This window comes from Sulfitobacter sp. 1A12779, from assembly GCF_043557315.1.
In the GTDB taxonomy this organism is placed as follows: domain Bacteria; phylum Pseudomonadota; class Alphaproteobacteria; order Rhodobacterales; family Rhodobacteraceae; genus Sulfitobacter; species Sulfitobacter faviae.
This window is the reverse complement of the sequence record NZ_JBIFFU010000022.1, coordinates 1-13,923: the sequence shown is the minus strand read 5'-3', so window position 1 is coordinate 13,923 and position 13,923 is coordinate 1. Positions and strand designations below refer to the sequence as shown.

Sequence of the window (13,923 nt, the reverse complement as noted above, 5' to 3'; positions counted from 1 at the left end):
CGGGGGCCATTGGCCCCCGGCTTTGATATTACTTTGCTTCGGCGGTCGCGACATTTTCAGGCCAGATAATCTGGTTCTGACCGTTTTGCATCTGCGCAACCGGCACCGGGATTGTATCGGCACCCGAGCGCACTGTATGATCTTCGCCAAACTGCATCCGACCGATCAGACACTCGTAATCTGTTTTGCCGATCTCTTTGGAAATAGCGGCGGCTTCGGTCGTGCCCGCCGCATCGACCGCCCGCAAGGCCACGAGCATTGTGCAATAGGCGTGCGCATGGCTGTAGTTTGCCGGGGCGTCGAACTCGGCCTTGATGCGATCGCTGAATTCCTGATGGGCTGGCGTGATTTCGGGGCTGAACTGAAGTGCTGCCCAAATTAGACCGTCAGCGATTTCGGGAGCCACTTCCATGAACTCAGGACGGGTTGGGTAAAAGATGGCAAGGTGCGAGGCATCCAACGCTTGCTCGTCTAATTGGCGAACGAAGGATGTGCCCGAGTTTGCAAGTGTGAACACAGAAATTAGGACGTCGGGCGCAAGGCCGCGTAGTTTAGAGAGTTGCGGATAGAAATCGGTCGTTCCCGTTGGGGTGGTTTCGGTGGCAATCACCTCCCAGCCGTCTTCTTCAAACAGCTTTCCAATTTGTTCCGCGTTGGCGAGGCCGTAGTCGGTATCTTCGACTACAAAGGCAATCTGCTTGTTGCCTTCCTCGATCACGTCATGCTCGAAGGCCCACTGGTAGAACCCGTGCACCGCTTGGCCGTAGCCGTCACTGTTGTAATTTCCCTTCCAGTAATACTCGTAACGTTCCGGGTCCGAGAGCACCTTGTCAGCAATGGCCGAGGATACCGGCTCGGCACTTAGGATTGGCACCCCGTATTGAGGGGCCATCTCCATCAGTGCCATGGTGACGTGGCTGTGCAATGTGTCGCCAATGATCATATCGACGGAATCCTGCGTCATCAGGCGCTGAGCTGCACTGATGCCGACCTCCGGCTTGGAGTTGGAATCCTCGAACACGAGGGTTGCGGTTGGTGGATTGTCTGTGACCGACTCCGCCGTGCCAGCATTCCATTCTTTCACCGCAAGCTCCATGCCCTGACGATGGGCGGCGCCAGTGTTCGCGGCAGGGCCGGTCATCGGTCCGATGACACCGATCGTTACCTCTTCTGCGGTCGCAAGGGTTGCTGCTCCGCTGGCGAATGCGGCAGAGAGGATCGCTGCCGTGAGTTTTTTCCTGGTCGTAATGGTCATGTTCTATCTCCAGTAGGAAGGACTAAGTAAGTTGGCCAAGACGGCGGGCTTCTTTTTGGTGGGGTCCGCTCATGTCCGAGACGTGGTTCCGCGTCGCTGTTTGAGCTTCAGGGCGGCCAGTCCCTGCGGCGCGACGAAGACGAAAAAGATGATTCCGACACCGTAAAGAAGCATGCGGAAATCGCCGAATTCCCGCAGCAGCTCGGACGCTGCGGTAAGAAGAAGGGCGCCATAGATGGGACCGAAGAAACGTCCGACTCCGCCGACGATAATCATCGCGAGAAGTGTGATTAGCATTTCGGGTCCAGCGACCGAAATCGGCGTTAGTATCATGACATAGTGCGCGTAGATCGCACCGCTGAGCCCGACCACGCCTGCACTCAGGGCAAAGGCGAAAATTTTCCACCGAGACAGATGTACGCCCAAGCTTTCCGCCGCAGCTTCGGCATCGCGAATGGCGAAGAAGGTCAAACCAGTTCGCGAGGTCAGGAGGACCAGCAATGCGATGTGAACTGCGAGGAAGAAGACAGCCGCCAGAATATAAGATCCGACCGCGTTGCCGATGCCAAAGCGTAGCGTGGTCTCACCGATTTGTATGGGGTCGAACGGCGGAATGCCCCAGAACCCCAACTCGCCGCGCGTGATTTCCTTAAGGTTGGAAAAAATTAGTCTTACGATTTCGGCAAAAGCGAGGGTGACGATCGCGACATGTGGCATCGAACGGATGCGAAGGATCGGAAATCCGATAATGATCCCCGCCACGGCGGCGGTCATTGCGCCGATCCAGATCGTCAGCCAGGGACTAACACCGCCGTAATAGGCGACAATGGCTGAGATATAGGCGCCGATCGCAAAAAAGGCATGATGTCCCAATGTCTTCAGGCCCAGCATTCCCAGCGTCAGGTTCCAGCCGCTGGCAAAGACAGCGAAAATTAGAAAGATCGTGAGGATGTGAAGGATATAATCGTTCAGCGGCAGGAACGGCATGACAAAGAGGAAAGCCGCAATCCCAAGCAGTACCAGATACGGGCGGCGCCCAAATACTTCGAGCATGGATTAGCCCTCCCTTCCAGCAAATAGGCCGTTCGGCCGAAACCAGATGACGATGATAAGGAATGTGAACGCGATGACGTCCCGCCATTCTGTTGGCGCAAAGGCCACACCCACGGATTCGATCATCCCAAGCAGGAAGCCCGCTGCGACAGCGCCCCCGAAGGAACCCAGACCGCCAAGAATTACCACCGCAAACCCCTTGAGGATGTAGGCCACGCCCATCCAAGGGTTCACGGTCACAAGCGGTGAAAGCAGGATCGCACCGGCGCCGGCCAAGACGGCCGAGATCGAGAAGACCGCAGTGTGCACTAGTCCAGACGGGATGCCTACGGCCAGCGCCGCTTCTGCGTCCTGCGCGGTGGCCCGGACCATCCTGCCCAGGGGGGTCCGGTATAGCAGGAAGGCGCAGATGCCCATGATCAGTACCGCGATGCCCAGGATGGCGAGCCGCTGCCAAGGCATCCGTATGTCGCCGATTGCCGCGACCCCGTTGAAGAAATAGGGCAACGTGCGAAACTGTTCGCCCCAGACAAGCTGGGCGGCACTTTGCAGTGCGATCGACAGACCGATAGTGGCGGCGATGACCTGAAAGGCCCAGTCGTTGCGCGCCAGTAGCGGCGCGATGGTAGCCCGTTGGATCAGTGCACCGATCCCACCGACGAGCACCAGTGTGAGTGCTGAGGCAAGCAACACGTTCATCTCAAGAGTCACTGCGAAGAAGAGAACGAGGTAACCGGCGATCATGATCAACTCGCCATGGGCGAAATTCAGAACCCGGGTCGTGCCGTAGACCAGCGCGATACCGGAACCCACCAAGGCATAGATCGACCCTGTTATCAGTCCGTTTAGGATAATTTCGATTAAGCTACTCATTTCGTTGCTGCTCCGACACCCAGGTAGACACGTTTCACTTCAGGGTGCTCCAGCATCTCTTCACCTGATCCGCTCAGCACCACGCGACCACTTTCTAGCAGGTAACCCCTGTGGCTTAGCGCGAAGGAAAGCTTGGCATTCTGCTCGTTAAAGAGAATGGCGACCCCTCTTTCGTTAATTGATTTCATGATGCCCGATACGGTTTTGACCATGATCGGCGACAAGCCTAGGAATGGCTCATCCATTAGCAGCACGCGTGGGTTGGCCATCAGGCCCCGGGCGATTGCCACCATCTGCTGCTGTCCGCCGCTCAGCTTTCCGGCGGTGGCGTTCAGATGAGGCTTAAGTTCCGGAAGCGTGTCCAGAACCTCGTCAAATGCTTCGCGTGCGTCCTTGTGGGGCCGTGTAAAGGCGCCAAGAAGAATGTTTTCGCGGACGCTCATCCGCGGGAAAAGACGGCGGCGCTCCAGCACGATGCTCATGCCCTGACGCGGTCGCATCGTCGCGGATTTACCCTGCAGGTCTGTGCCATTTAGAATGACTGCGCCCGATGATGCTTTCTTCAGGCCCATGGCGGCTTTCAAAACCGTGCTTTTGCCCGATCCATTCGGCCCCATTACAGAGACGATCTCGCCACGTCCGACAGACATCGACACGTCCCAAAGGACCTGGGTTGATCCGTAGTGTACATTGATGCCTTCCAACTCAAGCATCGCGGTCTCCTAAATAGATGCTACGGACGGCCTCGTGTTCGGCGACCTCCTGCATGGTGCCTGTTACGAGAACTTTTCCGCGATTGAGGAAAATTGCTTTATCGGCAAGGCCGAAGAGCACCTCCATGTTGTGTTCAACGACCAAAACGGTGATCCCACGCTCTTCACGCAATCGTCTGATTAGATCGAGGATCTGCGGAATGCTGGGCCGATCCACGCCGCCGGTGACTTCGTCGAGAAGAAGTAAACGGGGTTTTGTCGCCAAGGCGCGTGCAAGCTCCAAACGTTTTCGCTGCCCGGTGCTGAGCGTGCGCGCGGGCTCGTTAAGCTTTGCGCCCAGCCCAACAAACTCGACGTACTCGGCCGCTTCTTCGTGAGCCGCAGACATGCTGTGCCCCCGCGACACGATAGCCACCATCACGTTCTCAATCACCGTCAGCCCGCTGAAAGGCTGCGTGATCTGAAATGTCCGCGCGATGCCATTGGCGCTCCGAAGGCTGGATGTGGCTTTCGTTACGTCTGTACCGCCTAATCGGATAGTTCCTTGAGATGGCGGCACTACTCCGGCCACCACATTGAAAAGGGTGGTTTTCCCGGCGCCGTTCGGGCCGAGAATAGCCATGGTTTGACCTTCCTTTACGGTAAGATCGACATGATCAAGCGCGACTACTCCGCCAAACTGGACGGTCGCTTGACTGACTTCCAACAAGTTTCCTGTCATCGGCACTCCAGACGTTGCTTGAGGCCGAGCATGCACGACCGAGATGCTATGGCGCAATAATTAATAGTAATAAATATAATAAATGCATTTTTTTTGTGCGGCCGATGGGGTGGGTGGTTACGGCTTCTTCATATTGCGAATGATCGGCTTCTCTTCCGTCTCCTAGTCATCTTCTTGAAGCTGAAGTTTTGAGGCAGGCACAGGAATGCCTGCGTGATACCGCTGCGCGATTTCTTTGGGGTAAGTGGGTAGGCTGGAGTTCTACTCGCCCTCGGGCTGGGACTGGCTGCCTGCCAGAAAGGATTGCCTGTCGCCTTCGTGACCGCCGCAGCCCTCGTGCACGAGATGATGGAGGCCCGCGACGAAAAACGCTTCCTGCAACTCCAGCGCAAACTCGCCAAGGTCAAACTGCTGATCATCGACGAGCTGGGATTCGTCCCCTTGAGCAAAACCGGCGCCGAGCTTCTGTTCGAGCTGATCTCACAGCGCTACGAGCGAGGGTCGACCCTGATCACAAGCAACCTGCCCTTCGAGGAGTGGACCGAAACCTTCGGCACCGAACGCCTGACCGGAGCGCTGCTGGACCGGCTGACACACCACGTCAACATCCTCGAAATGAACGGCGAAAGCTACCGCCTCAATCAAAGCCGCGCCCGCCTCGTCGCCGCTAACAAATGAACCTCACAGAATTGGCCTGACGGCCAATGCGCCTTGGACCGGGCTTGCTATATGAGGGCTGCACGCTCCAAGGCGCTCGCCCCAAACTGGCCGACTTTTGCTCCGCCACAATGGCCGAATTTTACTCCGCCGTTGACAGAGGCCCCTGTGCGAGTATATCTCGCCTCTCTTCAGCAGTGTATAGGTGCCGCAAACTGGCCTGCTGCTCTGTGTCTTGCTCTTACTCTCCCCGAAATGGCCAGCGCAATTGAAACCCCTGAGATCGAGGCGCGGCAAAGGTACGCCAAGTGGTTTGATCGATGGGTGGGTGAGAAGTACCGGACAGGTCTTTTGTCGGGGGCGCGTAGGTTTCTGTCGGGCTCTGATTGCTATGTTCTAAAATGTGCCGTGCTCTATCAGGATGTAGATGCTGGGTCGGCGCATGGCCGCACCTACATTCTGGATCGGTATTGCTTTACATCGAAGTCAGAGGACCATTGCACCCATAAGGGCGGGGTTCTTCAACTGGCGATATGTCACTTCTGCGAGGATGTCGTGGCGGGCTGTGAAGCGTGGTTAAGTGCTGCGGAGAATGACCCGCGTAAAGCGGCGCGGCTAAAAGCAGGGCTTGGACTTACAGGCGTGAGCTGAGGCCCACATAACTTAAAAGCTATGGTGGTAGCGGATCGCTAGGGTTTCTGATCCGGGGTTCGGACTTTTAAGGCGGGCATTGGATTTGTGGTCGAGTGCCAGCGATACGCGGCTGGTATCATTCAGCTTGTACCCCAATCCGATCAGTGTCCGGAACTGCACTTTCCCATTGAGGGGCGTCCCATCGGTGCCTTTGGTGTAAAACCCTGGCATGAAGCTGCCTTCAATGAACCAAGGGCTATCGTTCAACTGCCATTGCGCAGATAGGCCTGCGCCAATGAAGATGTCCCGGTCGTTGTCGATCTGTGCCGCGACCGCATAAGAATAAGCGGCTTGGCGTCCTTCAAAGAAGGGGGAGGCGTGATACTCTGCGACAATAGCAGGGGCTGAAGTGTTGGTATGCTCCAGTACGTCATCTAGGCCCAAGCCAAGTATCACTTCGCTGCTATATGCAGCAGAGGTCGAAAGCATAAGGAATAGGGCGGTGGTCAAATGCTGCATGAAGGAGGCCTAGGTTCGAAGAGGTGCAAGACTACAGCTACGGGTAAGTCGCTGGACGATATAGATAAACTTATCCGTTTCTTACAAAGGCCCGGTTATAGTTGTTTGTATGCGACACTGTATGTCCCCGCGGCTGTGACAGGAGGCTAGGCGACACGCCGCAAATTGACCATCTATGCCCGGTAGCTTACCTAATCACCGCGCAAAATGGAAGCTGGCTGACGACTACGCATTATGGAGCAAGGTTTATAGGAGGATGCGGCAGACAGTCAAAAACTTGATGTGAATGCAAGAGCACAACTGCGAGCAGTTCAATCGACGTAGAGCTCTGATTTTGCCCCCCAATGCTTGCGCATTTTGTGCAAAAGGGTGGCGTGTCTCGCATCCGGCCGAGCGCTTAAGGCTTACGCAGCTTGTTCCAGCCCAAGACCCCTATCGCTGGATGCTTTCCAAATAGACCAGTAACCCCGCGAGTTCACGTGGAGTGGGTGTAAGGATACCATTGATCTCAACCGGTACCGTATCATGTGCCATAGCCCCGCCGAATTGCGGCATATCGCGCGCCAATTCGCGTTGCTCGGGGTGGCCATAGACATAGCTCAGAGCCCGCGCGCGCGGGAAGCTGCCCCCATTCTTGCGGGCAAGAAGTGTCAAATCCGTTGGCACGGTATCGAGCGTTGATGCCAGGGGACCATCGCCTTTTGCGGACATGCCATGACACGCAACGCAGTTTTCCACATAGAATTTGGCCCCATCTGGCGCTTCGGGCATTGAAGGCGCTGTGCAGGCCGCCACCACAATGCCAAGTGCTGCCACTGAGAATAGGGGAAGTTTAAGGGGTGGCATATCGGTTCCTCTCGGTGTCGGTGCAAGTCAAGCGCTTCAACCGTAACTGCTACGCTGCGCGTTGAACATAGCGGCATAGAGACCTTCTTGCTCCATGAGTTGTGCGTGCGTGCCTTCTTCGACCACGGTTCCCTCATCCAGCACATAGATATGATCTGCATGGGTTACGGTAGAAAGGCGGTGAGCGACCATGATCGTGGTTTTGTCTTTTGAAAGCTCTTGGATCGCGCCGCGGACCCTTTCCTCGGTCCGCTGATCAAGCGCGGAGGTGGCTTCATCAAGCAATAGGATAGGTGCGGAGCGCAAAAACGCGCGAGCGATGGCAATGCGTTGTTTCTGGCCACCCGAAAGCTGAGAGCCCTTAGGCCCTAAGGGGGCATCACCCCGGTCGCGCATGAGTTGATCGATGCCCACAAGTTCTGCAGCGCGCCAGATCTCATCCTCCGGGGCGTCGGGGCGCACGTACTTAATGTTTTCGTAGATCGAACTGTTAAAGATAACAATGTCTTGGGCGACGACAGAAAACGATTGCCGCAGCTTGTCGATGCGCAGATCTTTGACCGCAGTGCCGCCAATGGTCACCACACCGTCACTTACATCGTATAGGCGGGCAATCAGGCTTAGAACCGATGTTTTGCCTGAGCCTGTCGCTCCGACAATAGCTGTCACCTTCCCGCCTTCGAACGTCATGTTCACATTGCGGAACAACGGGTGCTTTTCGGAATACTGGAACGTTACATCGTCAAGGACGATGTCTCCTGTGGGATCAAAGACCTCTTTAGCCTCGGGCGCATTGGTGATTGTCGGCAGCTCGCGGTAGAGCGAGCGCAGGCTGTCTAGAATAATCAAGCTGGCTTGCATGCTAACGAAGAACGCGGTGAGGCGGCGCGCTGGATCAAAGATCAGCGCCATGCCGATCATAAAGCCAATGATGCCGGCGCCATCCATCTCAAAGGAGGGGCTCAAGGCCATATATCCGCCTACGCCGATGATTAAGACGTAGATGATGGCCGCGAGAATATCGACTGTGGGGCTCATCATCGCCTGTAGCTTCTGCAGACGGATGGTGAGATCTTTGATCTCACCGGTGGCTTTATTGAGCCGTGCTTTCTCTACCGGCTCTTGGTTCGATATTTTGACCGTGCGCATGCCATTGGTCATCTCTTCGATGCCCGACATGTAGTTGCCCATGGCATTTTCCGCGGTGGCTTGTGTGCCTTTAATGCCCTGAGAAATACGCCGAACCACAATTGTGATGGTGGGCATCACAATGATGACCAGTGCAAAAAGAGCCGGGTTCTTCCAGATCAGGTACCCTGAGACGGCAATGATCGTGACCGTATCCCGGACGGCGTTGACTGTGGTCTGGCCGATAAAGCCTGAGAGGTCCTGGGCCTGATTGACGAGTTTCAAAATGATGTCGCCCGACTTCGTCCGCTCAAAAAACGCCAAGTCTAATGTCATCAGGTGATCAATGAGATCTCGGCGCATTTTGAACACCGCATCACTGGCCAACCATGCAGAAAGCCGGGGCACCCAGTATGACATTACAGCGCGTATGGAGAAGATCGCCAGTACCATACCGCACACTTTGATTAGGCCTGAAACACGACCGTCATCGAAGATCACCCGCAGACCACTCTCCGTCAGCGAGATAAACTGTTGATAGGCAAACCCTTGAATAAGGATCATCACCATGACGAGCCCTAACCAGGGGGCGCGCTGCTTTAGGTACTTCGTCCAGAACCAAGAGATGTTGTCTTTGTCTTGATCATTAAAAAGCGGCACACGCTCTTTGCGTTTCCGCAAAGCAGCTTTAGTCGTATCTGCCGGGGCAGAAGCGGTATGATCTTCTTCTGACATGATGGACCTTATGCGCCTGTATTAGGCGGGGATACCGTAGCAATCACATCTGCTGCGACGTCTTTCCAAGTGCGCAAGGAAGCGTGACTTTGCTGTATCTTTGCCTTTAGCGCGGCATGGGCGACGGGATCGCTGTGCATTTTGTCGATCAAAGCAGCCAAAGCGGTGTGGTCTGAAGGGTCAAAATATTCCGCGAGTTCTCCTCCCACTTCTCGCAACGCAGGAACATCTGCGGCAAGCCCCGGTGTTCCCAACCACAGCGCCTCGCCAAGCGGCAAACCAAAGCCTTCCATATGGCTGGGGATCACCAAGGCAAGCGCTTTGCTGTAAAGCATTCTCAAGCTGGCTTGGTTCGGGTCGAGTATGATCTGAACCTTGTCTTTGATTGGTGCAAGCTCGGGGCTGTCTAGGTATGTGACAGTTCGCTTTCTATGAGCACCAGCTAAAACGAAGGTGGGGACAGGACGACCAGTGTTATGCAAGTGTAACATGGCCTGTAAAACGCACTCGAGATTCTTGCGGCCGGTCATCACCCCAACCCCCAAAATGTAGGGGGTTTGGGGCGGGCTGACTTCCACGTCTTCGTTTGTTTCGCGCAGTTCATGCGGCAAAAGCACCGGCTCTAAGGACGGTAGGGCAGGTAGGTGCCCTGAGGCGGCAAAGTGCTCAAGCTCGGATTTGGTGAAAACGGAGTTGGTCATCACCTTTTCAGCGTGACGGATGACAATCCCATTGTCGTGAGCGAAGTTGCGCGCAAACATGCTTTGCCGAGGATGTGCGAACTCATGCAAAGGTATCATGTCGTGAACGAGAGGGAAAAACCGTGGACGTATATTCTGCCGATCCATCGCCACCAGATAATCGCCCATCATTTTAGGCCGTCCTAACGAGACCAGGATTTGATCTGACAAATCGACCTCACGCAGGCTTCCTGGGGGAACCGCACGGTTCCATTTCTTAAGGCAAATGCGCTTTACGATGGTGCGAAACAGTGGATAAAGCGCATCTCGTACCGGATGAGGCTGGGGGAAACTATAGCGCAAACGTAATGGCTTAGCCTCATGGGAGATGTCAGGGTCACAAGCTCCTGTTGGAGATTGGGCCCCGATACGTGGGGTGACCTCAAAGAAGCGATCATGGGCTGGCGAGAATATGACAAAGCGCACATCCGCTGACGAGCAAGCGAGCTCATAGCCCACTTCCATGACCGTGCGCGCGATGCCGTAGTACCGAAATTTTATGCCAGAAGAGAGAAACTGTTCTGAAAGGTCATAGTATATGGGGCTCATACGTCCTCTTAACATCGTGACTGGGGTTGAGGAACATGGAAATGTTCGTCAATGAGCATGGATAACGCGCAGCTTTAGCCTTTTTGGGGCTTGCGGGACAGGGCCGAAGAAGAGCTTGAACATGTACTATTTCGACGTGACTGATATTCTTCTCTACATAGAGAAGGAAACCACTGTCTCAGGCATTCAAAGGGTTTCTTTTGAAGTGATACGCCGCATGGTGGCACGTTTGGGTGCGGATAATGTCCGGCTAAGCTACTGGGATCGCCGGCGTCGCGCGTATGTTGCTGTAGAATCCAGCTTTATCAGTGGGATGGAAGAGTTCTCCGCAGATGACTTGGGGGAGGTCTTCTTTGGCAAGAGAGCGCGTCGACAAAGTGATGCTGCTCCGACCTTGGTCCGGTATCGCAACAAACCTGTGAAATACTGGCTGCACTATATGGTGCGCGCCTATCATGCGGCCCGTGGTCATGAGCGATACTTCGCTCGAAAAGGGTCGAGCCTTGAAGCATGGAATGCGTTCAAAGAGCGCTCAATCCCTGTGCAGGCCAAAGCAAATCAGGAAATCGAACCATCCAATCTGAGCCAGACGGTCAAGGCGGGCGATCAACTCGTCATTTTGGGCGCGATTTGGGATATAGATGGGCTGGAGCAGGCTCTTCAAGGTTTGAAAGATGACCACGGTATAGCCATCCACCAATTGGTCCACGACCTGATCCCTCTGATCGCCAAGGAACATATCGCTGCGGATTTTTCAGGGGCATTCTTTCACTGGCTCGAAGCCTCTATCAGGTATTGCGACCGGTTTATTGCAAACTCTCAGAACACCGCACAGGATCTTCAGCGCTTTATGGATGAGGTCGGGCGTCAGCGGCCCATTGACGTTGTCCCCTTGGCCCAAAAGTTTAGCGTGGTGCATTCCAACCGGGTAAGCGATCCTGCAAAGCCTATTCAATCTCGGCTGAGCAGCTTGGACGGGGTGCGGCACTCCGTGTTGAACCTAACGAAGATGCCATATGTGTTGGTCGTTGGCACAATGGAATCCCGTAAGAACCTTTGGTCCCTTGCGCAAGCTTGGCAGCGTTTGGCTCAGACCCCTGAACTCAATGTTCCGCGCCTCATCTTTGCGGGCAAGCGAGGGTGGTACAACGATGACTTCGAAGCGCTAATGGAGGCAACTGGTAACTTAGGAGGCTGGGTTCAGTTCGCCGAAGGCCCCAGTGATACAGAACTCGGCTTCCTGTATGAAAACTGTCTTTTTACAGCGACTGTGAGCTTCTACGAGGGGTGGGGCTTGCCGATCGGCGAAAGCTTATCATTTGGCAAAACAGCGGTTGTGGCCCAAAATTCGTCGATGCCTGAGGTGGGAGGCGATATGGTCGCCTACTGTGATGCGCATTCCATTAGCAGCATTTATGATGCCTGTTATAAGTTGATCGCAGATCCCAACTATCGTCGTGAGTTGGAGCAAAAGATCAGCGCCACGTCTCTTAGGACATGGGATGATGTCGCTCAGGATGTCGAGACAGTTCTAAACAAAGGCCCCAGTTGAGATTCCCGCGTGGCTGTCACGCTGCGATCTATAGAAGCCTATCGTAGCAGGGTCGCTATACATACTGGAAATCGGGCGCGCCGATCGGCATGCTCACCAACTTCGGTATCGATCGCAGCATCTTTGTTTACTGACGCATGTATCGAAAACCCTAATCGTCCGGCCCTTGGCCTCACCTTCAAGGATGCGTTCGGAGAGCTGTGACGGACTTTAGGCGAGACGCGCATTATGCCTTCTTCTCAAACCCACGGCCCGAAGGCTATCTGCGCAAAAGGAATGATGTCGTGTGATGCCCCTGCTCTGGCGCAGTGCGCACAGAGGTTTCTCGTATGGCAAAAGCACCTCTAATGTGTCATGTATCTCAAAAATACCCGCATCATACCCAAGACGATTGCTCCCAACAGGTGGTACTGCGCAAAACTTGCGTTTGTAACGTTCCTGACCCTTGGTGAACAAAAAGAGCTTTACTGACTGACGTCCCAGCTGCTCGTGAAATCGATGGTGCATATATAAAATGAGGCAAACAATGAACCTAACGCATTTCAGCAGGTCCCTGCGCGGTGTCGTCGTTGCGATCCCGCTTGCCTTTGCGGTGTTTTTACCGCGACAGGCCTTAGCGGAAACGTTAGCAGATGCTTTGGTTGGGGCATATGAGACCTCGGGGCTTTTAGATCAAAACCGTGCACTGTTGCGCGCCGCTGATGAAGATGTGGCCAGTGCCAAAGCTGCCCTAAAACCGGTATTGAGATGGGCAGGGGGGCTCACGCAAAACTTTGGCTCTACGCGCGCGTCGAGCTTGGCTCCTGCGCAATCGACAGACAGTCTTACGGCTTCGATTAACCTGATTGGGGAGCTTTTGCTCTACGATTTTGGCGCAAGCCAGTACCGGGTCGAGGCGACCAAAGAAACCGTTTTGGCGACCCGTCAGACGTTGCTTGATATTGAGCAGCGCGTGCTTCTTCGCGCGGTTGCAGCCTACATGGGCGTCATTGAAGCTTCCGATGCTGTGGCTTTACGTAACAATAACCTGCGCCTTCTAACTCAAGAGCTTCAGGCCGCGCGGGACCGTTTTGATGTAGGCGAGGTGACGAGCACCGATATTGCAATTGCCCAAGCTCAATTGGCCGAAGCCCGTAGCGGGCTTGCTGGTGCCGAAGGGGCATTGATGCAGGCTGTAGAGGAATATCGCAATGTTGTCGGTCGAAAGCCCGGCAACCTCGTTCCTCCGCCTCAGTTGCCGAATATTGACGGCAATTTGGATGCGGCCAAAGCTCTTGCTGTACGCCAGCATCCTACCGTTCTCGCCGCGCAACATCAGGTCGCGGCTGCACGATTGGCGGTCAAATCGAACGAAGCCTCGATGTCCCCGCGTGTCACACTGCAAGGCAGTTATGGCATATCTGAAACCTTTGATAGCAAGCGCTACAGCAGAAGCGGCAGCATTGGCGTGGAGGCCGGTCAAACAATCTATCAAGGTGGGGCGCTCTCTTCTGCGGTTCGCCGCGCTATGGCGCAGGAGGATGCACAGCGTGCCAATCTTCATGTGGTCAGTAGAGAAGTCGTTCAAGAAGTCGGAAACGCCTATGCGTCTTTGGCCTCGGCCCGTGCCCAGCTTGAAGCGTCTGACCGTCAGATACGTGCGGCGCGCGCGGCCTTTGAAGGTGTGCGCGAAGAGGCAAAGCTGGGCGCACGTACCACGATTGATGTCTTGGATGCGGAGCAGGTGTTGCTGGATGCGCAATCCACCCGTGTTACAGCCCGCGCGAACCTCTATATCGCAGCCTATGCCGTGCTCGCATCAACAGGACGTCTGACCGCAGCTGACCTACGCTTGCCTGTACAGCTTTATGACGCGGCCGCTTATTATAAACTGTATGCGGTGCGCCGCTCCCACACTTACAGCTTAGCGCTTGATCTGCGATTCAGAGGCTTCTTTGTTTTGTGGGGAG

At 55.1% G+C, this 13,923-nt stretch carries 11 protein-coding genes and 1 pseudogene; 3 read left to right on the top strand and 9 right to left on the bottom strand.

The window, feature by feature from the left end:
• Positions 1–28: 28 nt before the first annotated feature.
• From ACGYLQ_RS17415 to ACGYLQ_RS17395, 5 genes are all read right to left on the bottom strand, one after another.
• A complete protein-coding gene (locus ACGYLQ_RS17415) occupies positions 29–1,255 on the bottom strand; it encodes an ABC transporter substrate-binding protein (RefSeq protein ID WP_394444133.1) in 1,227 nt (408 codons plus the stop codon).
• A 69-nt stretch (positions 1,256–1,324) separates the two neighbouring features.
• Complete coding sequence (locus ACGYLQ_RS17410; RefSeq protein WP_394444131.1) at positions 1,325–2,308, bottom strand: branched-chain amino acid ABC transporter permease; 984 nt, start codon at positions 2,306–2,308, stop codon at positions 1,325–1,327.
• 3 nt (positions 2,309–2,311) lie between these two features.
• A complete protein-coding gene (locus ACGYLQ_RS17405) occupies positions 2,312–3,181 on the bottom strand; it encodes a branched-chain amino acid ABC transporter permease (protein WP_394444129.1) in 870 nt (289 codons plus the stop codon).
• Positions 3,178–3,894, bottom strand: a complete 717-nt coding sequence (locus ACGYLQ_RS17400; RefSeq protein WP_394444128.1) for an ABC transporter ATP-binding protein — start codon at positions 3,892–3,894, stop codon at positions 3,178–3,180. Before ACGYLQ_RS17400 ends, ACGYLQ_RS17405 begins: the two co-directional genes overlap by 4 nt.
• Positions 3,887–4,615, bottom strand: coding sequence for an ABC transporter ATP-binding protein (locus ACGYLQ_RS17395; protein WP_394444126.1), 729 nt, complete (start codon positions 4,613–4,615; stop codon positions 3,887–3,889). Before ACGYLQ_RS17395 ends, ACGYLQ_RS17400 begins: the two co-directional genes overlap by 8 nt.
• A 264-nt stretch (positions 4,616–4,879) precedes the next feature.
• Between ACGYLQ_RS17395 and ACGYLQ_RS17390 the strand changes: the two are divergent.
• Positions 4,880–5,293, top strand: a pseudogene (locus ACGYLQ_RS17390) (ATP-binding protein); the annotation flags it as partial.
• 642 nt (positions 5,294–5,935) lie between these two features.
• Here the strand turns inward: ACGYLQ_RS17390 and ACGYLQ_RS17385 are convergent.
• From ACGYLQ_RS17385 to ACGYLQ_RS17370, 4 genes are all read right to left on the bottom strand, one after another.
• Entirely contained in the window at positions 5,936–6,424 is a 489-nt protein-coding gene (locus tag ACGYLQ_RS17385) for an acyloxyacyl hydrolase (RefSeq protein WP_394444125.1), read from the bottom strand.
• Positions 6,425–6,856: 432 nt separating this feature from the next.
• The gene (locus ACGYLQ_RS17380; RefSeq protein WP_394444123.1) at positions 6,857–7,270 is read right to left on the bottom strand and encodes a c-type cytochrome; all 414 of its coding nucleotides are present in this window, start codon (positions 7,268–7,270) and stop codon (positions 6,857–6,859) included.
• Between the two features lie 36 nt (positions 7,271–7,306).
• Positions 7,307–9,133: an ABC transporter ATP-binding protein gene (locus ACGYLQ_RS17375; RefSeq protein ID WP_394444122.1), complete on the bottom strand. Its 1,827-nt coding sequence runs from the start codon at positions 9,131–9,133 to the stop codon at positions 7,307–7,309.
• An 8-nt stretch (positions 9,134–9,141) separates the two neighbouring features.
• Positions 9,142–10,422, bottom strand: coding sequence for a glycosyltransferase (locus ACGYLQ_RS17370; protein ID WP_394444120.1), 1,281 nt, complete (start codon positions 10,420–10,422; stop codon positions 9,142–9,144).
• A gap of 121 nt (positions 10,423–10,543) precedes the next feature.
• Here ACGYLQ_RS17370 and ACGYLQ_RS17365 point away from each other — a divergent pair, with 121 nt between their 5' ends.
• Together ACGYLQ_RS17365 and ACGYLQ_RS17360 are read left to right on the top strand one after the other, a co-directional pair.
• Positions 10,544–11,974 (top strand): glycosyltransferase family 4 protein, encoded by a 1,431-nt coding sequence (locus ACGYLQ_RS17365; protein WP_394444119.1) that lies wholly within the window; start codon positions 10,544–10,546, stop codon positions 11,972–11,974.
• Between the two features lie 526 nt (positions 11,975–12,500).
• Positions 12,501–13,923: TolC family outer membrane protein (locus ACGYLQ_RS17360; RefSeq protein WP_394444118.1), on the top strand; the 1,423-nt coding region annotated here is incomplete at its 3' end.

Bases quoted from the DNA above. Each gene is read 5' to 3' on its own strand.
- ACGYLQ_RS17410 (WP_394444131.1), bottom strand. From the start codon at position 2,308: ATGCTCGAAGTATTTGGGCGCCGCCCGTATCTGGTACTGCTTGGGATT.
- ACGYLQ_RS17365 (WP_394444119.1), top strand. From the start codon at position 10,544: ATGTACTATTTCGACGTGACTGATATTCTTCTCTACATAGAGAAGGAA.
- ACGYLQ_RS17380 (WP_394444123.1), bottom strand. From the start codon at position 7,270: ATGCCACCCCTTAAACTTCCCCTATTCTCAGTGGCAGCACTTGGCATT.
- ACGYLQ_RS17400 (WP_394444128.1), bottom strand. From the start codon at position 3,894: ATGCTTGAGTTGGAAGGCATCAATGTACACTACGGATCAACCCAGGTC.
- ACGYLQ_RS17375 (WP_394444122.1), bottom strand. From the start codon at position 9,133: ATGTCAGAAGAAGATCATACCGCTTCTGCCCCGGCAGATACGACTAAA.
- ACGYLQ_RS17415 (WP_394444133.1), bottom strand. From the start codon at position 1,255: ATGACCATTACGACCAGGAAAAAACTCACGGCAGCGATCCTCTCTGCC.
- ACGYLQ_RS17395 (WP_394444126.1), bottom strand. From the start codon at position 4,615: ATGACAGGAAACTTGTTGGAAGTCAGTCAAGCGACCGTCCAGTTTGGC.
- ACGYLQ_RS17370 (WP_394444120.1), bottom strand. From the start codon at position 10,422: ATGAGCCCCATATACTATGACCTTTCAGAACAGTTTCTCTCTTCTGGC.
- ACGYLQ_RS17385 (WP_394444125.1), bottom strand. From the start codon at position 6,424: ATGCAGCATTTGACCACCGCCCTATTCCTTATGCTTTCGACCTCTGCT.
- ACGYLQ_RS17405 (WP_394444129.1), bottom strand. From the start codon at position 3,181: ATGAGTAGCTTAATCGAAATTATCCTAAACGGACTGATAACAGGGTCG.